This is a genomic window from Desulfobotulus pelophilus (assembly GCF_026155325.1).
GTDB classification, from domain to species: Bacteria; Desulfobacterota; Desulfobacteria; order Desulfobacterales; family ASO4-4; genus Desulfobotulus; species Desulfobotulus pelophilus.
In genome coordinates this window covers 123,104-147,711 of the sequence record NZ_JAPFPW010000002.1, presented here as the reverse complement: position 1 = coordinate 147,711, position 24,608 = coordinate 123,104, and the positions used below count along the sequence as shown (strand labels likewise).

Here is a 24,608-nt window from a genome sequence, read left to right as displayed (position 1 = left end):
ACAAAATGAAACCCCTTGCCATTCTCGATATTTACCTTGGCTCAGGCAGAATACACGTAACCATGTCCAAACAAGAAGCCCCCTCCGGCTTAGGAGGAATGGGGCTCAACGCCGCCACCCTCCATCAGGATCTCCATTCCAGTCGCATGGATGCACTCTCCCCTGATAACATTCTTGTGTTTTCACCAGGAGTTCTTACGGGCTCCGGCTTTCCCACCGCAGCCCGGACCGAAGTTTCCGCCCTTTCCCCCCTTACGGGTCTTTTCGGCACTTCCAACTCCGGCCTTTTTTTTGGCGGTGATCTCAAGCGGGCGGGATTTGACAGCCTCATTCTGCGAGAGCGTGCACCCCATCCGGTTTACATCACCATCCTCGACCGGGAGGTCAGTATCCATCCAGCCCATGAACTCTGGGGCAAAGATTCCTGGGAAGCCATTACCTGGCTGGAAGGCCGTTATCCAAAGGCATCCCTTGCTCTTATCGGAACAGCCGGAGAGAATCAGGTTCGCTTTGCCTCCATCCAGAACCATCGTCACGATGCCTGGGGGCGAACGGGGCTGGGTGCCGTCATGGGATCCAAAAATGTCAAAGCTGTTGTGATTAAGGGGTCCGGCAAAGTAAGGGCCCATGACAAAGATTCGTTCCATGAAATCCGACAGGAGGCAACCAGAGCCATACGGGCATCACGGTATTACGATCCTTTCAAAAAATATGGAACTCTGGGGGCTTCACCTGCCTATGGAAAGTTCAACGCCCTGCCCACACGCAATTTTTCCGGTGCCCATATCCCGGACTGGTCAAAAAAATTCGGACAAAACCTTCTCAAAACCCATGTTACAGCCAGAATGGCCTGTGAAAGCTGCTGGATTGCCTGCGGCCACATGGTTCGTATTGCGGAAGGGATTTATGCGGGTCAGGCACTGAAAGCTCTGGAAATCAGCCCGACCATCACTTTCTGCGCCCAGTGCGGCCTCACCGCAACAGACAGCTTCAGGGCCACGGAATTTTGTCAGCGCTTCGGTATGGACATGCTCAGTGCCGGATCCTGTGCAGCCATGGCTTTTCAGCTTTATGAAGAAAAAAAACTCACGGTGAAGGATACAGGATATCCCCTGCCATGGGGTGACGTCCATGCCTTCTGCCGTCTTCTGGAAGATATGGCCCTGCGCAGGGGAATCGGCCGGATTCTGGCCGATGGAACGGCCCGTGCAGCGGCTGCCCTCGGGTATCCGGAATACGCCATGCATGTCAGAAAACTTGAAATGCCCATGATTGACCCCAGAGGACGCTGGTCCAGCTACAGCTTCGGCATGCTTACCAACATCCGCGGCGGAGACCACCTCCGGTGCAGAAATCCTTTTGAAAACCTCAAAGAAAACATCAGAACCGGGGATGGACTGTGGGAGGCCTTCCTGCTCCCGGAAGAAGAATATCACAAAGCCGACATTGTCCCTGAAACCTTACGGGCAGACATGTTCGATCTTGAACAGAGCCGGGTATACCTTCCCCTCATGGTACGGTGGTCAGAAGACCTCATCACCCTTTTCAACACTCTGGGTATCTGCATCCGTCCGCCCATACTGAACTCCCTTGGTCCGACTCTCCTTTCCCGGGCACTGAACAGCTTTACGGGAATATTCCTACCCCCCGAACAACTCATGATGACAGCCGCAACAAGCTGGGATACCATTCGCCGTTTCAACCTCAGCCACGGAGATACTCCGGATGCAGCCCGTTTTCCGCATCGTTTTTTCCTTCCCTGCCATGGTAAAACGCCCCTTGACGAAGAAAATATCCACACCGCCCTGCAAGCCTATTACAGGGTCAGAGGATGGGATTCACTGGGCACCCCACGCCGCCGGGACAGCTGAATGGGGAACAGAACCCACAAGCATCCGGACAGCCCTCCAGACTCCCGGACAAAAGGAACCCACGGAAACACCATACGGCTTTCCCGCAGGCTGGTTGCGGGAATTCTCATTCCATCCATTTTCTGTATGGGTATTCTTTTTACCATGCTCCATACCCGTATCACCGAAGGCAGGCTTTCCCGGGAACTGATGCAGGAAACCCGCATGCTGGCCCGGAACCTGCCCGTTCCAACCATCCGTTCTTTCACCGCAACCGAACAGGATATCAGAAATCCACTGTATATCGGCATCCAAAACCACCTCCGTACCATTCACAACGTTTATCCGTATACGGCCCACGCCTATCTGGTAGGAAAAAACGCAGAGGGGCAGCCCTTTCTCTACATGGACGGCAGGCCTGACAGCGACCCTGTTCCCGGACGTACGCTGGAAAACACCCCACCGGGACTGGAACAGGTATTTCTGGAACAGGAAAGCCTTTTTTCCCTGAGCCCGGACAAAAAACAACTCCATGCCCTGTACCCCATTAAGGACGAACTGGGGCTCATTGCCGTCTTGATACTTGAAAGGCCTCTTAACGGAGAGACAAGACAAACCATCATGGGAAGCCCTCCCATGGTAATTACCCTTCTGGCTATGGCAACCCTTATCTGCTGGCTTCTTCTTTTCCATCCTTTTGCTGAAAAGGTACCTTTTGTTTTTCGCTATGGTCCTTTTTTGGCAACCTTTCTCTGCGGAACCATAGTAACTACGGCCATGGCATGGGTAGCCCACAACATGGAAAGCAGACGTTTTCATGAACGCTTTCTGCAAATTGCGGAAATGCAAACCCTCAAAGTTGCCGACCATTTTAATCAGCTGAAAAACATCAAACTGGAAAGTATCGGGCGTTTTTTGGAAGCTTCTCAGGAAGTAAGTCAGGAAGAGTTCCTTCATTTCACCCAGCCCCTCATGAAAAACACCATCATACGAGGCTGGTATTTTGCCCGACCGGTAGCCAATCATGAAAAAAACGACGTGGAAAGCAGGATGAGCCGGGAAAGCGACTCCCCCTTTTTCTTCTGGGAAAACAGTACGGATGGACACCTCACTCCCGTATCAGAACGAACAGGGTACCTGCCCATCACCCACGGGACCTGCTGCAGGGAAATGTCTTCTGATCTCAGAGGTTTTGATCTGGTATCCATCCCCCTTCTCCATGAAGCCCTCGCAGATGCCGAAACATACCAGATAAGCACGGCATCCCCCCCCCTTACTTTCGGACCTGCTCCTGAGGCCGGAAAAAGTCTTTTCATCTTCCGGCCAGTTTTTTCCAAAGGACAGGAACGCCTGCTGGAAGGCATGGTGACAGGCGTCATAAATCTGGACCAGGCCCTTCCCGATCTGAACTCATTTCAGCAAAAGGAAGGAGGCCCTGCCGTTATCACCGATCTCTTTTATCTGCATACGGATGCAGCCCCCGTTCTTCTGACCTCGACCCTGGCCGGACACGAAGCCACGGCCGATACCCATCTGAAAAATCGCAAGCCCTATCATCACTGGCATATCCGCCCTCTTTTTATTTTCGGACAGAGTTTTATCATTGTGAATCATGAAGGCCCTTTCTTTGACAGTCTCTATCCCGAACGTTCCGGCAGATATACAGCAATGGCAGGGCTTGTCATCACCCTTTTTGCCAGCCTTCGTTTTTTTCTCTCCGTTCGCCACAAAGAAAAGCTGGAACGGCTTGTAGGACAACGAACCGCCGATCTTACGGAAAGTGAAGAACGTTTCAAGACCCTCTTTATCCAGTCCCCAGTTCCCATGCTGATCCATGATAAAGACAAAGGCTCTATTCTTGAAGCCAACCCAGCAGGCTACAAAGCCTATGGCTTTTCCAGTCTGGAAGAACTGCAGGAAGGGGATTTCTGGCTGGATACCCCCTATTCCTTCCAGGATGCCCTGCACCTGATCCACAAGGCTGGCACAGGCCCCTTACCTCCCTTCGAGTGGTGCTGCAGAAACGTTTCAGGGGAAACAATCTGGGCCAATGTCACCCTTACCCCTATCCTTCTTGAGGGCAAAAAACAGATTCTCGTTACCTGGATTGACATCACCTCTCGCCGACAGGCCGAAGAAAAACTTCTCCGTACCAACGTGCTGCTACAAGAAGCCATGGGGCATGCCCGAGCCATGGCCAGGGAAGCCCATACCGCCAACGTGACCAAAAGTCAGTTCCTTGCCAACATGAGCCATGAACTCCGTACCCCCCTCAATGCCATCATGGGAATAACGGAGCTCATCCGAGAAACACCCCTGACACCAGACCAGCAGAAATATGCGGAACTCATTGAAAAAAATAGCGGGCATCTATTTAGTATCATTACGGATATACTTGATTTTTCCCGACTGGAGGCAGGCAATCTTACGCTTTATCTCCGTGAATTCAACCTTCGGGAGCTACTGAAGGACCTTGCACTCTCGTTTGCTCTTGAAACGGCAAAGAAAAAAATTGCCCTTTCATGGTCCCTTGATGAACGAAGTCCGGAAAGGGTCATGGGAGACCGCAACCGTATTCGGCAGGTACTGGAAAATCTTGTGAGCAATGCCATCAAATTCACGGAAAAAGGACAGGTTCGCATTGCGGTGGAAAATAAGGCTGCTGCCCCGGATCAACAGACACTTCTCTTCTCCGTTACGGATACGGGCATAGGTATTGATCAGGAAAAAATCAGTCTCCTGTTCGAAAAATTCAGTCAGGCAGACATCAGCATATCCCGGCGCTATGGCGGAACAGGACTGGGCCTTGCCATCTGTCGCGAACTCATTGTTCTCATGGGAGGCAGCATCGGAGCGGAAAGCCTGAAGGGCCAGGGCTCCCGATTCTGGTTTCAGCTGAACCTTGAACCGGTGAGCCGGACGTCTCAGCCCATTCCGCCAGAGGTGGCCCCGGCATCAGCTCCCGCCGCAGAGGCCGATGCCGTTCCCACCATACTGATTGTGGAAGACAATTTCACCAACCAGATTGTTGCCACGGGCCTCCTTGCCAAGCTTGGAGTACGGTCTGCCGTGGCTTCTGATGCCCTGAGTGCTCTGCAGGCCCTAAAAGAAAAAAACTATGACCTTGTTCTCATGGATATTCAGATGCCGGGTATGGATGGCCTTGAAGCCACCCGCCGCATTCGAAACGGAGAAGCCGGTGAACCAACCATCCCCATTATTGCCATGACTGCCCATGCCCAGGAAATGGACCGCAGAGCCTGCCTTGCGGCCGGCATGAATGGCTATCTTTCCAAACCCGTATCCGGCTCCCATCTCCGAGGCTCACTGATGCAATGGCTGCCTTTTTTCCAAAAAAAATCCGGCCCGGCTCCCTGACAGGACAACCAGACAGACCGGATCAGCCATATCGAAACGGTATGGAAAGCCTTCCTGCCCCATAGAAAAAAACGGACAAAAGGACAGCCCTTCACGGGAGGCCAATGATTCCGGATAAGCCTGAAAGGGCAGGGGAAGCCATCCAGACATCATGGCATGGCTTTGCGGATTCCTGTGGCCAGATCATTAATGGAAAAAGGTTTTTGAATAAAAAGCCCCCTCTCCTCCGGCTCCATCTGCTTTTCTATAGCATGAGCCGTGTAACCGGACATGAAAAGCCTTCCCATGGCCGGATACATGGACATAAGCGTATTCGCCAGTTCATAGCCATTCATTTCCGGCATCACCACATCCGTAAGAAGAAGATCAATACCAGCGCCATATTCCCCGGCCAGACGCACAGCTTCCAACGGTGTATTGGCCGCCAAAACGGTATAACCGAGTTGTGCCAGCATGGACCCGGTCACATTCAGCAACATGGGTTCATCCTCCACCAGAAGAATGGTTTCTGAGTGTTTTGCTCCCGGAGTTACAGCACAGGGCTCTGACCTCTGCTCTGCTTCTGCCCAGTGCCTTGGAAAATAGATTTTCATGCTGGTTCCATGGCCGGGCTCACTGTAAATATTCACAAAACCCTTGTTCTGCTTGATAATACCATAGACGGTGGACAGACCCAGACCCGTACCCCTGCCCACACCCTTTGTGGTGAAAAAGGGTTCAAAAATATGGGAAAGGGTATCCGAATCCATGCCACAACCGTTATCACTCACCGCAAGCAGTACATAGTTTCCTTCCATAAAACCGGCATGGCGGAGGCAGTAGTCCCTGTCAAAGAAAACGTTCGCCGTCTCTATGATGATCCTTCCCGCCCCGTCAATGGCATCTCTGGCATTCACGCAAAGATTGGCCAGTATCTGGTCCACCTGCGTGGAATCAAGCTTCACAGCCCACAAGCTATCGGCCGGCTTCCAGACCAGCTCGATATCCTCACCGATCAGACGGCGAAGCATTTTCAGTATTTCTCCCACAATAGCATTCAGATCAAGAACTGTCGGGGCTATGGTCTGCCTGCGGGCAAACCCCAGAAGCTGACGGGTCAGACCGGCAGACCGCAGGGCCGCTTTCCGGATTTCTTCCAGATCCGCATGCAGGGCATCCTCCGGTTCCATCTGCGACAAGGCCAGATCCGCATGCCCCATAATCACACCCAGCATGTTATTGAAATCATGGGCCACGCCTCCTGCAAGCCTCCCAATGGACTCCATTTTCTGCACCTGAGCCAGCTGGGCATGAAGCTTCTCACGCTCCGATTCCGCCTCCTTACGCTCTGTAATATCCTGAAAATGAGCCAGACTGGCCCAGATCTCTCCCTGTTCATTGCGTATGGGAGCACCAAAAACTTCCAGCCAGACTTCACTTCCATCCGGACGCATCACAATCATGTCATCAATGTGGCTCTTCTCTCCCTTCATCCCCCTTACAATGGGCATTTCTTCCACAGGATAAGGCTCTTGGCTGCCCTGCCTGCGTGCCCGGTATACTTCCGAAAGGCTCAACCGGTCAGCATCCGGCAAAGCACCACAGCCCAACAGTTTCTGTGCCATGGGATTGACAACGAGAGGACTGCCATCCGGAACATTGACCATAAACACCCCACTGGGAAGATTGTTCAGCAGGGCACCGACCATATCATTCTGGCGTTTCAGGGAAGTCTCACTTATCTTGAGGGCCTTCTCCGCCCTTCTGTACTGCCTGAGGCTCAGAATCAGGCCTGCCACCAGACCCGTCAGCATGAGGACACAAACAGCAAGACCCCAAAAAAACCAGCGGGTCCGGGACAGGAGGGAGGCTTCCGCCTCTTTACGGTCTGTAATATCGTGGATAATAGAAAAAAGAAGTTCTCCGGAACCTGCCTGAACACCGCTGCTGAATACGGCCACATCGCGGACGGAACCATCTGCCCTGCGGTGCCGGAATTCAAAATGGTTACGGGCATGGGCCGCTGCCTTCTCCATTTCCTGTTCCACCTCATCGGATGAAAAGGTATTGATGTCCTGAATACGCCTGCGGGTCAGCTCCTTACCGGTCCATCCGTAATAAGCAACAGCAGCAGGGTTGGCTTCAAGAAGACTCCCTGTTTCCGGGTCAATGAGCAGCATAACCGCCGAATTTCCCTCAAAAAGGCTTCTGAAACGTTCTTCACTTTCCGCAAGCCTCTCCTCCGCCCTTTTCCGTTCCGTAATATCCACAACCGTAAAGGTGACACCGGCACCCAGATTCTCACGATCAAGGGGGGTTGAAGAAAGAATGACATGGCGGATTTCTCCGTCCTTACGCAGCCATCGGGTTTCAACGGAACCGGTTCCTCTCTCACTGATCTGCCGGTATTTTTCCCGGCCCACATAATCAAAATCGTTTTGGGAAGGATAGAGTAGGCGGGCATTTTGTCCGATGAGCTCTTCTCTGGCGTAACCTGTCAGATGAAGGATATAGTCATTCACTTCCGTAATCATACGATACTCGACCATACCAATACCCGTGGGAGCACTTTTTAAGATCGTATCCAGTATCTGCCCGGTCCGCGTATCATCCGAACGCTGCCCCCAGCCCTTTTCACCGGCATACAGCGGCATACGCCCGCACAAAAACGGAAGACAAAGCAGCAGTATCCAGAAAAAATACGGTTTGAACAGTATGCTGACATGCGGGAAATGGCTCATCTTTCACCTTCCCTCCGGATTGATCAGATCAACACCCTCTCCACCCTCCTGCTGCTGTCCAACCGGAAACCCGGCGATGCAGCTTCGTTGCCGCCGCTTACCGGAGGGCTGCCTTGGCAGAAGACAGCAACCCGCATAGCAAGCCGGCACCTTCTGAGGCCTGGCACAAAAAAGTTTTTTTATTTTAAAACCAAAGCCTTACATGCTTATCAAATTGTATATCTGATTATCAGCTTCTTATCATAATCTATGGTTCTACAGAAATAGAGGCTTTTTTTGTCCCTGCAGCACGGAGAACACCCCATAGCCACCGGCCAGAAAAAAGAGAACAAGGAAGGGCATGACTACCAGAATAGGAAGAAAAGATAGCGATAAAATGACACATGACACCCCCGCACTCAAGAAAAAAATCAGCCATCAGGACAGTTCCACCATTATGACAAAAAAAGCCCGGAGGGAACAAACCGTACACACGGCCTTTTCTTGTCATCCGGAGATTCTCCATGCTATGATAAACACCGTTCCTATTCTATACTCATACCAGAAGTATCGGACCATAAGCCTCCGGAGACCACCAGAACGGGTTCTTTGTCCCTTGCCCCGCAGAATCACGGAGATCAGCCATGACAGTACAAGCGCCACCTCCCCGGATCATGATCATTGATGACACACCTGCCAATCTCACCCTGATGCAGGAAATTCTTCAAACCCATGGATACCGGACCGTAGCCTTTCCCAATGGCACCATGGCACTCGCTGCTGTCAACGAAAACCCACCCGACCTCATTCTTCTTGACATCCGTATGCCTGAAATGGATGGATTTGAAGTTTGCCGACATCTGAAACAGCATCCTCTATCCCATAATATACCCGTCATTTTTATCAGTGCCCTCAACGAAACAGAAGATAAGCTCAAAGCGTTTGCAGCAGGCGGCGTAGACTATGTAAGCAAACCCTTTCAGCCGGAAGAAATCCATGCGCGTGTAAAAACCCACCTCCGGCTCCAGCGGCTTCTGCGTGAAAGTGAACAAAGACAGGAGGTATTGATTCAGGAACTACCGGATCTTGTCATGCGGTATGACAGGCAGGGCCGCCATCTGTTCATTTCCAGCAACATCAAAGAAATCAACAACATTCAACCATCTGATTACATAGGAAAAACCCATCGCGATCTGAATTTTGACCCGGCTATCTGCCAATTCTGGGAAAACGCTCTGGAAACAGTTTTCAGAACAGCTGCATCGCTGGAAACAGAATATACCTTCAGCGGCAGAGAAAAACCGATGATCCATCATATAAAAATTATTCCGGAATACAGTCTCTCCGGCGGAATCGTTTCTGCTCTGGCTGTAAGCCGAGACATCACTCCCCAGAAAAAAGCGGAAAAAGCCATGCTTCAGGCAAAAGAGGCCGCCGAGGCAGCGAATCTCGTCAAATCCGAATTTCTGGCCAATATGAGCCACGAACTCCGTACGCCGCTGAATGGTATTCTCGGGGTCATGTACCTGCTTCAGAACACATCACCGGATACGGAAAATGCGGAAATTATCCGGCTTGGAATCAACTCGGCCAACAGGCTGGCCCATCTGCTCACAGACATCATTGACTTTGCCAACCTGAAATCCGGAAAGCCCCATGTTGCCATGGAAGACTTTGACCTGCAAAGAGTCTGTGAGTCCATCCATGGACTCTTCGCTTTAACAGCCATGGAAAAAAAAGTAACTTTCACCATAACCAAAGAAGAACCTCTTCCCGGTCCCCTGATGGGAGATGCTGCCCGGCTCCGGCAGATTCTCTTTCATCTGGTAGGAAACGCCTTGAAGTTTACCAAACAGGGAACGGTCCATCTGGAAATCATTCCCCTGATTCCATTACCGGTTGCCCCTCACACGGTACGGATTCTTTTTGTCATAGCCGATACGGGCATAGGCATATCTCAGGATCTGATGGAACAGATATGGGAACCCTTCAGGCAGGCAGAAAATTCATCCACCCGCTGCTATGAGGGCGCCGGCCTTGGACTGGCCCTTATACGGAAACATGTTCTCACCATGGGAGGAACCCTTTCCATAGACAGTATACAGGGAAAAGGAACGGAAGTATTTCTGCTCTTACCTTTTAACCTCTCCCTTTCGTCCCAGCATGAATAAAACACCGCTCCTCCCCTGCCATCCTCACGCCAGCCGGACAAACACTTTGCCAGCAGAATATTCTGCAAGGAAAATCGATATGAGAAAAGTTCCCATAGCTCTTCTTATTTTTATTTTGATTGCGCTGACAAACGCCACATCCATGGCGACAGAATCCGACCCTGTCATCATCGGGATCAGTGCAGACATGAGCGGCCCGTCTGCCATGGCTGGCCGGAGTATTTACCGGGGCGCTCTGCTTGCCGTGTCTGAACTCAACGAAAAAGGTGGGTTACTGGGACGCCCCCTTGTACTTTCCGTCAAAGACCACAGGGCTAACCCCGCACGCGGCAGCACAGATATGGAAAGATTTAAGGAAAAACCCGGCCTCCTCGCCGTCATCGGAGGGGTCCATACTCCGGTAGCCATGGAACAGCTGCCCATTGTGCACAAAGAAAAAATACCCTTCCTTATTCCATGGGCTGCAGGAACCCATCTTGTCGAAAACGGATACAATCCCAATTATGTTTTCAGGGTTTCCGTCCGGGATGATCATGCAGCAAGTTTTCTCATCAACAGACTGCTTCAGGCGGGATATCAAAAACCCGGTCTTCTTCTGGAAAGAACCCTATGGGGACAATCCAACGAAACAGCCCTCTACAAAGCCCTGAACAGCAGACAAGTGGAACCGGCAGGAATCCAGTGGTTTCACTGGGGTGCGACCGACCTGACATCCCATATCCGGCAACTGATCAAAAAAGATGCGGACATTCTCATTCTGGTCAGCCAGATGGAAGAAGGTCGCATTGCCACCCGATCCATGGCGGCACTGCCAACGGAAAAGCGCCTGCCCATGATCTCCCACTGGGGCATATCCTGCGGTGATTTCTTTCAAAACGAAACGGCGGGGGAAACGGACAATCTTTTTTTTCTTCAGACCTTTTCCTTCCTTGCGCCAGCCCTGCCTGAACGGGCTGCCCACCTTTATCACCTGTACAGCAACACCTTTCCTGAAAACCACAGACCCGAGGCCATACCGGCACCCGCAGGCATGGCCCACACCTATGACCTTGTGCACATGCTGGCGTTAGCAGCAACAAGGGCCAATACACTGGAAAGAAGTATCGTACGGGACCATCTGGAAAACATGAATGAATATAAGGGAGTCATGCGGGACTACAAACCTCCTTTCACACCGGAGCGCCATGACGCCCTTAATCCTGAAGACTTCCGCATCGCATGTTTCACGTCCGGAGGTTTCATTACCCCCTGCTCCATACCGGCGGCACCATAAAACCATACGGTAATCACCCTGTCTGTTGAACATACAGACCCCCAAAGGAGCATCTCCATGGCTGCTTCCAGAATACCCAAAGTCCCTCCCCGTTTTGCATCCTATATCCTGTGGAGGGTGGTTCCTCCAACCCTCGTCATTATGCTTCTGGCTGGCCTGGCCGGACTCTGGGTTGCCCACTCCATGATTCTTTCTTCCGTACATGCCCGTCTTCAGGCGGCCGCCGATACCCAGCAGGGGCAGATAGCGGACAGAATGGACACACTGATCAAACAGATTCAGCACCTTGCCCGTAACGACCTGATCATTAACGGGTTGATTCACGCTCTGGACCGGGATTTCTATCTTCCTCTTTTTTTCCAGTCCCTCAGCATAACGGGCATGCCTTCAGAACGCATTGCCCTCGTGGATTTCATGGGCCGTGAAATCGTTGCCACCGGCCCCCAGACCCGGCCTGATCTTCCGGAAACCCTTCTGCACGAACTGAAAATCAAGAAAAAAACCGTCCATATGACATCCCATGGCATAGAGGTAATGATCCCCATTCTGGTGAACGGCTTTCCGGAAGGCGGCCTTGTCTTTTCCCTGCCTGCGGAAACCATTCCCCGGTTGAAAAACATGGACCGTACGGACCTGGACATAGCCTTTATCGATGCCAACCAGAACATAATCATGGCCAACACCAGCTACCGCCAGCGCTTCGGACTTCATGTACCCGAAAACACATCCGACTGGATTTTTATGAGCCGAAGCATTGACACCCTTTCCGGCGTACGCCTTCTTCTGGGGCAGGATCGCCATGCGGCTTTGGAGCCGGTACGAAAACTGGCATTTTATATGTTTCTCATCACATCCTGCGGCATTGCGGCTCTCATCAGCTCCGTCATAGCAGGAACCCGCCTTGCCGTCGGAAGTGTGAACAAACTCAGCCAAGCCATAGGCAGTGTCGTCAACCATAGGGATCTGAACCGCCGCATAAAACTGGATGGCCCTTTTGAACTGCAGGAACTGGCAAGGGCATTCAACCGCACGCTGGAAACACTGCAGCAGACAACCACTTCCACAGAGATTCTGGAACAGAGCAGAGAACAGTTTGCACTGGCAGCGAAAGGTTCCAACGATGGCATATGGGACTGGGATCTCCGAAAAAACACACTCTATCTATCGCCGAAATGGAAAGAACAGCTCGGCTACAAAGACGGAGAACTTTCCAATGATTTTTCGACTTTTACCAGCCGCATTCACCCGGATGACAGGCAGATGGTGCTTGAAAAAGTGAATCTGTACATTAGCTGCAAAATCCATCAATATGAGAATGAATTCCGCATGCTGCACAAAGACGGTTCCTTCCGCTGGATTCTTGCACGGGGAGCGGCCATGAGGGATCAGTCCGGCACACCGTACAGACTGGCCGGATCCCACACGGACATCACCCAGCGCAAAAAAACGGAATTAGCCCTTACGGAAACCAACATCTCTCTTGGAGAAGCTCTTGCCGTTGCAGAAGAAATGGCGGTAAAAGCCCGGCGTGCCAACATCGCCAAAAGTCGTTTTCTCGCCAACATGAGTCATGAAATCCGTACCCCGATGAATGCCATTCTGGGGTTCGCCCATGTTCTTGCAAGGGATACGCTTCTTTCTCCCCAGCAAAAGGATCACATCACCATTATCCTCCGGAGTGGTCATCACCTGCTTCAGCTGATTAACGATATTCTGGATATGTCCAGAATTGAAGCAGGCGAGACCCATCTTGTGTCCCAGGACTTCTCCCTGTCGGATCTTATACGGGATGTAGAAATGATTTTCCGTACCCGCGCTACAGAAAAGGGGCTGCAATTTCTTGTGGAAAAAAGTGATTCCCTGCCCCTTTATCTGCATGCGGACGAAACAAAGTTACGGCAAATTCTGATCAACCTTCTGGGCAATGCCATCAAGTTCACCGAGGAAGGCGGCGTTACCTTACGAATCCGGTCTGATCACCATTTTTCTGAAAAAGAACCGAACACGGCACACATGATTTTCGAGGTGGCTGATTCAGGACCTGGCCTTGATGAAAATGAATCTTCTCTGCTTTTTGAAGCATTTCATCAGACGCTGGAAGGCTTTAAGGCCGGCGGCACAGGCCTTGGCCTGACCATCAGCCGAAATTTTGCGGAAATGATGAACGGAAGCCTCACCTGTTCAAGCCAGCGGGGGCATGGCGCTACCTTTCGTCTCGAAATCCCCCTCCGGGTAGTTGACCGCCTCAGCAGCATAGAGCTCTCTCCCCTTCCGCAGGCTGTGATACCTGATCCGGGCAGAGATCCCATCCGCATTCTTGTGGCCGATGACGTGAAGGAAAACCGTTCCCTGCTCCACGCCCTCCTCAAACCTCTGGGCTTCCAGATCCGAGATGCGGAAAATGGTGCGGAAGCCACCCGGATTACCGACTCATGGCATCCCCACGCGATCCTTATGGATATACGCATGCCCGTCATGGATGGATATGAGGCCACACGTCGGATTAAATCAGACATCACCCAAAAATCTCCGGTTATTATCGCCCTTACGGCCACTGTTTTTGAAGACGAGCGCGGCGCCGTTATGGCCGCAGGGGTAGACGCTTTCCTTCGAAAGCCATTCCAACCTCGGGAACTTTTTGATATTCTGGCTTCAAGTCTTCAGCTACAGTACATCTTTACTCCAACCACCCTGCAGGCAGCAGAAAGCCCCCAATCCGCCCTGGCATCCCTGCCCTCCAGTCCCTCTCTTCTCTCCTGCGAAGAGCGCAGGGACTTCGGCCAGGCAGTGCGGGAAGGAGATACGGTACGCCTTTATGAAATGATCAGGCAAACTGCATCCAGAAACAGCCCGGCAGCCCTTGCACTGGAATCTCTGGCTAAGGACTATGAATATGAAAAACTTCTCGCCTGGCTGGCACCAACCGACAGGAAAGGAAAGGAAGCCCCATGATTGTAAGGCTATGCACAAAGGGTCAACCGGAAACAGCCCGTGAAACGGCAGGACAGATCACAGGAGACCCAAGGGTTAAAGCCCTGCTCATCCTCGCCTGTGATGCCAACGGCTGGACAGGCGAATCGGTGAACCCCTGGCTTCTGGCCTCTCCTGTTCCTGTTTTTGGAGGTATTTTCCCCCAGATTATTGCCGAAGGGAAAAATCTGGAAAAGGGTACCCTCATCATTGGTCTTTTTCACAAGATCACCCCCTTTATCCTCAGGGGAATAAGCCGACCGGGCAACCATTTTGAAGATATCCTCGCGCAGGAATTCCAGCATAGGGAATACAGCGGAAAAACCCTTTTTATTTTTCTGGATGCCATGTCCCACCGCATCGGAGAACTCATCGATGGTCTTTTCAATACCCTTGGACTGGCACCGGCCTATATTGGAGGCGGTGCCGGATCGCTGAGTTTCATCCGCAACCCGTGCATAATTACTCCAGAGGGTTTGATTGCTGACGCAGCCATTCTGGCCCTTACGGATATTCCCAGCGGCATTGGCGTAGCTCACGGTTACCATGCCATTTCCGAAGCCATGAAAGTAACGGAAGTCGCCCTCAACCGCATTCTCTCACTGAACTGGCAGCCTGCTTTCACCCTGTACCGCCAAATCGTGGAACAGCACTCCGGCATGTCCTTTGATCACCACAGTTTTTTTGACATGGCCAAGGCTTATCCTCTGGGAATTGCACGGATGGACGCGGAGATGATTGTGCGGGACCCCATATCCGTTACCCACAATGTGCTGACCTGTGTGGGGCAAATTCCCCGGGGGAGCTATGTCCATGTTCTCCACGGAGACAGACAATCTCTGATTGAAGGCGCGGTTCATGCAAGAAAAATGGCAGAGGCCAATTACAGAGGCAAAGAAAGGAAGCCCGTACTTTTTTTCATAGACTGCATTTCCCGGGTTCTTTTCCTCGGCCATCATTTTGAGGAGGAAATCCGCTCCGTAACACAAGGTTCCTTCACCTTCGGAGCCCTGACCCTTGGAGAAATTGCCAATACGGGGGACGCTTTCCTGGAATTCTACAATAAAACGGCTGTCACCGGCCTCCTTGGAGAGTCCCATGAATCTTGCGATGTATAAAGACGCCCTGCTGGAAATTGCCTTTTCCATCAGCGGGGAGCTTGATCAACAAAAACTCCTTCAGAACTGCCTGCCCACCTTTCTGCGCAAACTGAACTGCACCATGGCAGCCGTGGTTCAAAGAAGCCCAGAGGGCTTTCAAACCGCCCATATACTGCCCAAATCCATGGCAAAACATCCCAACTATCTTGCGCTCATGAACAAACTTCATGAACAAATGAAAGATTCCCCACAAACGGCATGGGCTTCAGGGATTCATGGTTCCTCCCATTATTATGCTTTTCCCCTGGACGACTTTGGTTTTCTGCTTCTTGCCCGCCCCAAGCCTTTCAATCCCTTCTTTCTCAACGAAATGAAGCCCCTCACCCGTATGCTTTCGAGAGTCTGTACGGCACTGGAAAAACAGAAAACCAGCGAACAGGCGCTGCTTGTTCAAAAAGCCCACTTTGAATCCATTTTCACAACCACCCATGATGCCATGATTTATTTTGACAACCATCATCTTGTTTTTAATATCAATGATCGTTTTACAGAAATGTTCGGCTATACCCTTGAAGAAATTCTGGGGAAAAATATCAATCATGTTATCGACCCGCTAAACAGGGAAAAAGAATACGGATCTCCCAGAATTCTTTCCGGAGAGACCATCGAAATGGAAGTCATACGCTATGCCAAAAACGGCAACGGCATTGAGGTGCTGCTAAAAGGAGGGCCGGTTCTGATTAACGGCATCATCCGCGGTGGCTATGCCATCTATGCGGACATTTCCGAAAGAAAAAAAAACGAGCGCCATCTCCTTGAAACCAACACGCTGCTTGAAAAATCCATTGACCGCGCCAACAGACTTGCAAGCAAAGCAGAAATGGCCAATATCGCCAAAAGCACATTCCTTGCCAATATGAGCCATGAGATACGGACTCCCATGAACGCCATCATAGGCTTGACAGACCTCTGTCTCCAAACCGACCTGTCGGAAAAGCAGCAGGATTATCTTATCAAAATTGGCGATGCCAGCCACTCTCTTCTCCAAATCCTTAACAGTATTCTGGATTTTTCTAAAATCGAGGCTGGAAAAACTCAGCTGGAAACCATACCTTTTATACTGGATGAGGTTTTGGCCCAATCCTGGAATATGATAAATGAGAACGCTAAGGTCAAAGGTTTGCACCTGCTCTGTTTCAGGGATCCTGCCATCCCCTCTCAGCTTGAGGGTGATCCTCTGCGGCTGGGCCAGATACTGATCAACCTGTTGAACAATGCCGTAAAGTTTACAGAAACCGGCCAGATCATACTGTCCGTCCAGATCCTCTCCCGGGACCAGAACTCTCTGATCCTTGAATTCACCGTCCGGGACACCGGCATCGGTATGAATGCAAAAGAACAGCACAATCTTTTCCGCCCTTTCCGTCAGGCAGACAGCAAAACCACACGAAAATTCGGTGGCACGGGCCTTGGTCTGAGCATATGCAGGGAACTTGTGGAACTGATGGGTGGTCAGATATGGGCGGAAAGCAACCCCGGGAGAGGAAGTACCTTCGGTTTCACATGCGTCCTGCAACCAGCACCGGATACCGTACTGGACCGGTCTTCCCTGCCTGAAAAATGGCGTACATTTCAAGCGCTGATTGTGGACACCAACACAGAAGCAATTGAAATCATACAAAAATACCTCACATTTTTTTCCATCAAAAATGAATGCGTTTCGTCAGTAAACGAAGCCGCTCGCCGACTGCGCGCACTACCCAATCCCTTTCAGCTGGTTTTTCTGGATAGCAGCCTCTCCCAGACATCCGAAACCAGTCAGATGCAGGATATTCTGGAAGGAAATCAGCTCCAACCGAAGCCCTCCGTTTTTCTGACGGCTCCTGCCGGATATCTGCTGCCGGACACAATAAAAAAAGCAGGCTGCTTTAGTGGAATCATAACCCGACCGGCAACTCCCAGCCTGTTTATCAAAAATCTGCTGGGAAACATGGGAGAAAAAAAGAAACGAAAAATAAAAAAACAAAGAACAGCCCTTGCCGATGGCAGATCCCTTTCCCCCCTTCAGGGAAGACGAATTCTTCTTGTGGAAGACAACGAAATCAACCGCATGGTAGCAGGTGAGCTCCTGAAACAGGTAGGGATAAAAACGGAAATGGCCTTTAATGGTAACGAGGCTCTGAAACAGATCAGAGCCAACCCACCGGACCATTATGACTGTGTACTCATGGACATACAGATGCCCATAATGGATGGTTATGAAGCTACGCGTCAAATCCGGGAGTCTCCCGGATTCCAGCATCTCCCCATACTGGCCATGACGGCAAGTGCCTTTTCAGAAGACAGAAAAAAATCGCTGGACAGCGGTATGCAGGGCCACATCATCAAACCCATCCTGCCAGACCAGCTCTATGGCCGGCTCATGGAACTGTTCTGTCCATCTCCCCATGAGTGCCTGCCGGCCAGAACGGAAACAGAACCACCTGACATAACGGAACTCGCTGATCTTCTGCAGGAACTCCGGGAACTTCTCCGTCGCTATGATGAAAAGGCTGAAAAACATATGGATACTCTTCTGGCAAAACATCTTCCACCGGCCGTTAAAGAAACCCTTGTTTTTGCCAAAAAAAGGCTCTGGGTTTACGATTTTGACGGTGCCACGGCCCTCATCCAGCCACTACACGACAGTCTGAAGGACGGGCTTTAAATCCAAGGCCCCAACACCCGGCATCAAACAAATCCAAGGGATACAAAACGGCGTACACAAAAAAAACTCTTGAAAAGATTCATTTTCATATTGTCTTTTTAAAAAATACAGTATAGCTTCCTGTTGTCACTCGGGAAAAGACTGCGGTCAAAAGAAATTTTCTTCTTCAGGAAATATTCTAAACTGTTATCAGTTTTTTCCTTATCTTCTGTTTTATGTGTGTCCGATTCCGGACATACCACCCCTCGTCGGAATACGTAACCATTGTCATTTCTGTTTTTTGTCCACACCGGACAGACATTGCGGTGTGACATCCGTTTCTGCGATATTTCCGCAGTGTATATTCTACGGATGACATCGTAGCAAAGCAGCCAAAACAATACTTTGGGACACGTTTTCCATTATTTATCAAGATACCGGACAAGAACAAGACATCATGGACAAAGCAAAAAAAGCACGAATTGAAGCTCAACTTTCAAGAATGATCAAAGAAAATTCAAAAAAAAACACATCAACCCACAAAGCCGTCGACAATGCGGCAACCCAGCCTGCATCCTCAGGCATCCACGTCATACGAAGACGCAAGGGCAATCCTGAAGAACGCATTCCCGTTTCCGCCTGACACAGACAATCAAAATGGACGGCTTCTTTCTGTAACATCAGGCTGATCCGTTCATATTGATTATCTGCTCAGCCCACACGGCAAGCCTTCTGTTCCCCTTACACACGGGGAATCAGAACGCAGGTTCAGGAGAGAGAGCGTCCGGCGCATCGCACCATAAAAAGGGGCAATCATGGCTCTGCACATAGGCATGACACGTATCCCGCTGACAACCCGCTTTGGTGAATTGCTCATCGAAAAAGGACTCGCAAGCCCGGGACAGGTTCATCAGGCCCTGTCCAGACAGAAGGAACTGCGGAAGCAGCAGCAATATATCCGCATTGGCAGCCTGCTGCACAAAGAATGCGGCATCAGCCAACAGTCCATGGAAAAAATTTTTCAGGCTGACCTTCTTCAGCAGATACTCGTCCGCCTTCGTAAGCTCATAACCCAAGACCCTGACCTGCCACCGGACCTTTCCTGCCTGCTCAGCACAGCCCGTTTTCTTAATGAAGCACCGGATATGCTACAGGGAGACGCCGAGTTTCAGATTCTTCCCGAAAAACAGGACCAGGCCTTTATGCTCTGTCTTTCCTTTGATTTTCGTTTTTCGGATCATTCCACCACGATTGATCTGCCGAACGCCATGGATCAAATCAAGCAGGGCCTTTACAAAGCCATGGATATCCCCCTTTCCGATCAGCAGCATATGGGGATTCCCATTGAAAACCTGCGCACCGCACAGACAGAAAAAACACCGTAAAAGAAGCCTCCGTCATTTTTTTTAAAGAAAAATAACAATAATCATTGACAGCCCATACACATTTCTTTAGAGTTTTACTATTCAACAGGTGCAATAGCTGTTGGCGGAAAACGAAGGGGCAGCAAACGATCCAAGGGTTGTGTGCGAATCCACAAACTGCCAATTCTGAGCACCACTTTAGATACATACAGACGTTAAGGAGAAAAAATTGGCAGAAGGCACTGTAAAATGGTTTAATGAGACAAAAGGTTTTGGATTCATCGCTACGGATTCCGGTCAGGACGTATTCGTACATTTTTCTGCTATCCAGACCAGCGGTTTCAAAACGCTTCAAGAAGGTCAGCGGGTTCAGTTTGATATTGTTAACGGTCAAAAAGGTCCGGCCGCTGACAAGGTAGTTCCCCTGGGTTAATCCAACATTCTAAAAATTTCTAGCGATCGTCCCTACTGCTTTATCAGGGACGATCGCTTTTTTTGTTTCTACCAACCCACCATCAGGCAGAACGTTTGTTAGCAAGGGAAGCCGCGATAAAATCCCTGAAAAGAGGATGGGCATCCATGGGTCTGGATTTGAATTCAGGATGGAACTGACAACCCACAAACCAGGGATGATCATTGACCTCCACAATTTCAACAAGACCACCATCCGGTGATTTCCCTGAAAACACCATGCCTGCATCGGCGAGCTGCCCCAGATAGGCATTATTGAATTCAAAACGATGACGATGACGCTCAGAAATTTCCGCTGCCCCATAGGCCCGGAAAGCCCTCGTATCATCCTGAACCATGCAGGGATATGCCCCGAGCCGCATGGTTCCACCCTTTTCCGAAGCAATATCCCTGGTTTCGGTTTCACCGGTACGGGGATTATACCATTCCTTGATAAGATGGATCACAGGATCAGGAGTATTCGGAACAAATTCCGTACTATGGGCCTTGGCAATTCCTGCCATATTTCTTGCATATTCAATTACAGCAACCTGCATACCCAAGCAAATGCCAAAATAAGGAATTTTCTGCTCCCTGGCATAACGGGCAGCCAGAATTTTACCTTCCACTCCCCTCTTGCCAAACCCTCCCGGCACAAGAATACCGTCCCCGTTACCCAGAAGATCAGCCACATTTTCCGCAGTCAGTGTTTCGGAATCCACATAATCAAAAAGAATCCGGGCATTGTTGGCAATTCCTGCATGGGTCAGGGACTCGTTCAGGCTTTTGTATGAATCTGCCAGATCCACATATTTACCAACAATTTTAATGCGCACATCATTTTCCGGATGACGGAAACCATGAACAATACGCTCCCATGTTTCAAGTCTGGGTGCCCTGGCCCAAATTCCGAGCAAATCACAGATTTTATCATCCAGCCGCTGCTGGTGATAAACAATGGGCACCTCGTAAATACAGTCAACATCTTTGGCTGTAATGACACAATCACCACTCACATTACAGTAAAGCCCTATCTTCTTTCTTAACTCCTCACTCAAAAGCCTGTCCGTCCGGCACAAAAGAATGTCAGGCTGGATGCCGATGGCTCGCAGATCCTTTACGCTGTGCTGAGTAGGCTTGGTTTTCAGCTCTCCTGCGGTGGCTATATAGGGCACCAGTGTCAAGTGGATATAAAGGACGTTATTTTTTCCTTCATCGGCCCGCATCTGACGGATGGCTTCCAAAAATGGCAGACTTTCAATATCACCTATGGTACCACCGATCTCAATAATAGCCACATCCGCATCCCGTCCGATACGGCGTATGCTCTCTTTGATTTCATCGGTGATGTGGGGAATCACCTGTACTGTACCGCCCAGATACTCGCCCCGGCGCTCCTTCTGGATCACCGCATTATAAATCTTACCCGTCGTAAAGTTATTGAACTGGCCCATTCGCAGGGAAATAAAGCGTTCATAGTGGCCCAGATCCAGATCCGTTTCCGCACCATCATCCGTTACAAAAACCTCCCCATGCTGAAATGGACTCATGGTACCAGGGTCCACATTGATATAAGGATCCAGCTTCTGCATGGTCACCCGCAGTCCCCTGCTTTCCAGAAGCGCCCCTATGGATGCCGATGCCAGTCCCTTTCCCAAAGAAGAAACAACCCCCCCGGTAACAAATATATATTTTGTGGTATGATTGGCCATAATATTTTCAGACTCCAAGGTTAAAAAACAGGCTGCAAGGCAGCCAGAAACTACTCATAACGTCTTCGCAACCGCTCCAGATGCTCTTCTATTTCAAGGAGGAGATCCTCTTCCGATCTGTTGACAGACGGCATATCCTTGGAAGGATACTTCTTTTTGAGGATCTCTGTAGAAAAAAGCGCATCAGAAAGCGTATCTTTCTGCACACTTTTTACCTGCATACCCTGCAGAAGTCTCTCCTCTCCTTCCAGTATTTCCATACGCAAAGGCCAGGCGGCCCCTGACCGGCGCTGCCATTCCAGATAACGGAATGTAATCTCACCCATTTCACCAGAAGCTCTTGTATGCATACGCTTCATGGCAAGAGGATAAAGACTCTCCTTATCGATCAGGATCTGTGACCCAGACGGAGAGCCCAGGCGGTAACAGATCCGTCCGCCATACCGGGTCAACCCGGTTCTGTGCACGTCTACCCCCATGTTTTCCAGAAGGACCAGAAGGGCGGACCTGTCCCTGACAAGGAGAAGGAGATAAAAATCATCTTCCGGACCCGAAACCTCCCTGACAATGATTTCATCCAGCACCAGAACAAAATCACCTTGGGCTGTCCCAACACGCACCCGTCTTCCGTCCTCCGTTTCACTCCGAAAGGCGTCCGGTATACGGAACAACAATTTTTCCTTCACCATGCCCAAGGTCTCTGCCTCTTTATCGCCCGGAATCTCCAGAACAATATCCAGGCGAACTTTTTCTGGAACACCCATAGCCCGTACCATCAGATCCACAAGGTGTGGTCCATCAGGAACGAAGGCAGAGACCGAAAGGGGCATCAAGGCCATGGTAACCCATATGAGAACTCCCCTGTATACCAAGCTCACAAGCTGTCCCCTTCCTGATTTTTTTTGACAAGCCGTCTGGCATTATTTCCCCGAAAAAAGAGAACCCGCGTACACGGCGGCATCTGCCAGTTCCTCTTCAATGCGGATCAGCTGATTATATTTAGCTACCCGGTCACTTCGGGAAAGGGATCCGGTTTTAATCTGCCCGGCATTGACCCCTACGGCCAGATCGGCAATAAAGGTATCTTCTGTCTCACCGGATCGGTGGGAAATCACCGTGGCATAACCTGCCTTTTTGGCCATGGCGATGGCTTCAAGGGTTTCGCTCACCGTACCGATCTGGTTCAACTTGATAAGAATGGCATTGGCGATTCCGTCTTCAATACCTTTTTTCAGAATAGAGGGATTGGTAACAAACACATCATCGCCCACCAGCTGAACCCGGTGTCCCAGCCGTTTTGTCATGACCGCCCAGTTGTCCCAGTCTCCCTCGGCAAGGCCATCTTCTATGGAAACAATGGGATAACGGTCCAGAAGGCCCTCATAATACTCAATCATGTCTGCTGAAGAAAGAACCCTTCCCTCGCCCTCAAGGTGATAGGCCCCATCCCTGTAGAATTCACTGGCCGCCACATCAAGGGCCAGAGACACATCCCTGCCAGGCTTATATCCCGCAGCTTCTATGGCCTCCATGATCAGAGAAATTGCCTGTTCATTGCTTTCAAGGTCCGGTGCAAAACCACCCTCATCCCCCACAGCCGTATTCAGACCCTGTTGTTTCAAAAGGCTTTTCAGGTGATGAAAAATCTCCGCACCCATGCGAACCGCTTCGGCAAGGGAAGAAGCGCCCACGGGAATCACCATGAATTCCTGAATATCCAGACTGTTTGCCGCATGGGCACCACCGTTGATAATATTCATCATGGGGGTGGGCAAGGTGGTAGCTGTTATGCCCCCCAGATAGCGAAAAAGAGACTGTCCGTGGGAATCGGCACCGGCTCTTGCAACAGCCATTGAAAGAGCCAGAATGGCATTGGCACCCATGCGGGATTTATTCTCCGTTCCATCACATTCCAGCATGGCCCGGTCCAGACCCGCCTGATCCGTCGCATCATAGCCCAGAATTTCTGGTGCCAGCTCTTCCATGACATTCCGAACGGCCGTAAGAACTCCCTTCCCCAGATAACGGGAGCTGTCGCCATCCCTCAATTCAAGAGCCTCCCGCACACCTGTTGAGGCACCCGAAGGTACCGCAGCCCGACCTGCAGAACCATCTGCCAGCACTACATCCACTTCCACTGTCGGGTTACCGCGGGAATCGAGCACTTCCCTGGCCCGTACATCAATGATTTCTGTCATTTTAAAGGATCTCCCTCATCCATGGTTATTTTCTTGAAAACCGCCAAGCAGAATATCATAACTATTTGAAATAAAAATATTTTAAAAAAACCCCAAGGGCGCGTTCATTGACAAAATACTCTGAACTGATACTCTTCCTGCAGTTTTGTGTCAAGGTGGCTCTTGGCAGACAAACCCCGTTTCAAAACCCTGATCGAGAAAGAAAAAACCATGCATTCAAAAAGCCCATACGAAAGAGCCCATCTTCTTGCTGCAGCCATCCGCATTGCCTCACACCAAAAAAAAGGAAGCCCACCGGGCCTTGTCGAAATTTGTGAACTTCTTGAAATATCAGGTGAAGAAGCCCTTTTTTTTATCAAAAAACTGGAAAGCTCTGGCATACTGGAAACAGTAAACCAGGCCGGATGCCTTCGTCTTTTCATTCGGGACATGCAGCCCATCGAAACCCTGCCCAGACAGGAACAGGAACCCCAGATGAATGCTGCCATTGAAGCCTTTCAGTCCCGAAGACAGAATCGTAATATGGAGATTGAAAGCTTCCGAAAAAAACAGGAGGAAAAACAGAAAGCCCTCTTCGAGCAGCTGAACCGCAAGATCAGCCGGGACGAATAAACCCAGAACCGCTTCCATGCACCGGCAGGTCAGCAGCTGTGTTCACTCCCGGCTTGACAGACCGGCCGGTACCCGAAGACCATATCCGGTGCCTGCGGATTTGTGCGGACAAGCCCCCTGTCGACCAGGCACCGGCTCCATCAGC

At 50.6% G+C, this 24,608-nt stretch carries 15 protein-coding genes; 11 read left to right on the top strand and 4 right to left on the bottom strand.

The window, feature by feature from the left end; genetic code table 11:
* The first annotated feature begins 5 nt into the window (after window positions 1-5).
* A complete protein-coding gene (locus tag OOT00_RS02780; protein ID WP_265423764.1) occupies window positions 6-1,871 on the top strand; it encodes an aldehyde ferredoxin oxidoreductase family protein in 1,866 nt (621 codons plus the stop codon).
* The gene (locus OOT00_RS02775) at window positions 1,872-5,228 is read left to right on the top strand and encodes an ATP-binding protein (RefSeq protein ID WP_265423763.1); all 3,357 of its coding nucleotides are present in this window, start codon (window positions 1,872-1,874) and stop codon (window positions 5,226-5,228) included. It begins immediately after the preceding gene.
* 149 nt (window positions 5,229-5,377) lie between these two features.
* Here the strand turns inward: OOT00_RS02775 and OOT00_RS02770 are convergent, their stop codons facing one another.
* Entirely contained in the window at window positions 5,378-7,948 is a 2,571-nt protein-coding gene (locus tag OOT00_RS02770) for a hybrid sensor histidine kinase/response regulator (RefSeq protein WP_265423762.1), read from the bottom strand.
* 623 nt (window positions 7,949-8,571) lie between these two features.
* On the opposite strand from OOT00_RS02770, the gene OOT00_RS02765 reads away from it, so the two are divergent.
* The 8 genes from OOT00_RS02765 (at window position 8,572) to OOT00_RS02730 (ending at window position 19,924) form a co-directional block, all read left to right on the top strand.
* Entirely contained in the window at window positions 8,572-10,098 is a 1,527-nt protein-coding gene (locus OOT00_RS02765) for a response regulator (RefSeq protein WP_265423761.1), read from the top strand.
* Between the two features lie 79 nt (window positions 10,099-10,177).
* Complete coding sequence (locus tag OOT00_RS02760; protein WP_265423760.1) at window positions 10,178-11,371, top strand: ABC transporter substrate-binding protein; 1,194 nt, start codon at window positions 10,178-10,180, stop codon at window positions 11,369-11,371.
* A 57-nt stretch (window positions 11,372-11,428) separates the two neighbouring features.
* Window positions 11,429-14,323, top strand: a complete 2,895-nt coding sequence (locus OOT00_RS02755; RefSeq protein WP_265423759.1) for an ATP-binding protein — start codon at window positions 11,429-11,431, stop codon at window positions 14,321-14,323.
* Window positions 14,320-15,459 carry an FIST signal transduction protein gene (locus OOT00_RS02750; protein WP_265423758.1) on the top strand — a complete coding sequence of 380 codons (1,140 nt, stop codon included), beginning with the start codon at window positions 14,320-14,322 and terminating at the stop codon, window positions 15,457-15,459. The genes OOT00_RS02755 and OOT00_RS02750 overlap by 4 nt, the downstream gene beginning before the upstream one ends.
* Window positions 15,440-18,148 carry an ATP-binding protein gene (locus OOT00_RS02745; RefSeq protein ID WP_265423757.1) on the top strand — a complete coding sequence of 903 codons (2,709 nt, stop codon included), beginning with the start codon at window positions 15,440-15,442 and terminating at the stop codon, window positions 18,146-18,148. Before OOT00_RS02750 ends, OOT00_RS02745 begins: the two co-directional genes overlap by 20 nt.
* A gap of 436 nt (window positions 18,149-18,584) precedes the next feature.
* Window positions 18,585-18,770: a hypothetical protein gene (locus OOT00_RS02740; protein WP_265423756.1), complete on the top strand. Its 186-nt coding sequence runs from the start codon at window positions 18,585-18,587 to the stop codon at window positions 18,768-18,770.
* Window positions 18,771-18,942: 172 nt separating this feature from the next.
* Entirely contained in the window at window positions 18,943-19,512 is a 570-nt protein-coding gene (locus OOT00_RS02735) for a hypothetical protein (RefSeq protein ID WP_265423755.1), read from the top strand.
* A gap of 208 nt (window positions 19,513-19,720) precedes the next feature.
* Window positions 19,721-19,924: a cold-shock protein gene (locus OOT00_RS02730; protein ID WP_144685304.1), complete on the top strand. Its 204-nt coding sequence runs from the start codon at window positions 19,721-19,723 to the stop codon at window positions 19,922-19,924.
* A gap of 82 nt (window positions 19,925-20,006) precedes the next feature.
* Here OOT00_RS02730 and pyrG read toward each other — a convergent pair whose 3' ends face one another.
* Genes pyrG through eno form a run of 3 tightly spaced genes read right to left on the bottom strand, consistent with a single transcriptional unit; the run spans window position 20,007 to window position 23,851 of the window.
* A complete protein-coding gene (gene pyrG, locus OOT00_RS02725) occupies window positions 20,007-21,653 on the bottom strand; it encodes a CTP synthase (protein WP_265423754.1) in 1,647 nt (548 codons plus the stop codon).
* A gap of 50 nt (window positions 21,654-21,703) precedes the next feature.
* Window positions 21,704-22,531: a hypothetical protein gene (locus OOT00_RS02720; RefSeq protein WP_265423753.1), complete on the bottom strand. Its 828-nt coding sequence runs from the start codon at window positions 22,529-22,531 to the stop codon at window positions 21,704-21,706.
* Window positions 22,532-22,573: 42 nt separating this feature from the next.
* Complete coding sequence (eno, locus tag OOT00_RS02715; RefSeq protein ID WP_265423752.1) at window positions 22,574-23,851, bottom strand: phosphopyruvate hydratase; 1,278 nt, start codon at window positions 23,849-23,851, stop codon at window positions 22,574-22,576.
* 210 nt (window positions 23,852-24,061) lie between these two features.
* On the opposite strand from eno, the gene OOT00_RS02710 reads away from it, so the two are divergent.
* Entirely contained in the window at window positions 24,062-24,463 is a 402-nt protein-coding gene (locus tag OOT00_RS02710; protein ID WP_265423751.1) for a hypothetical protein, read from the top strand.
* Window positions 24,464-24,608 lie beyond the last annotated feature (145 nt).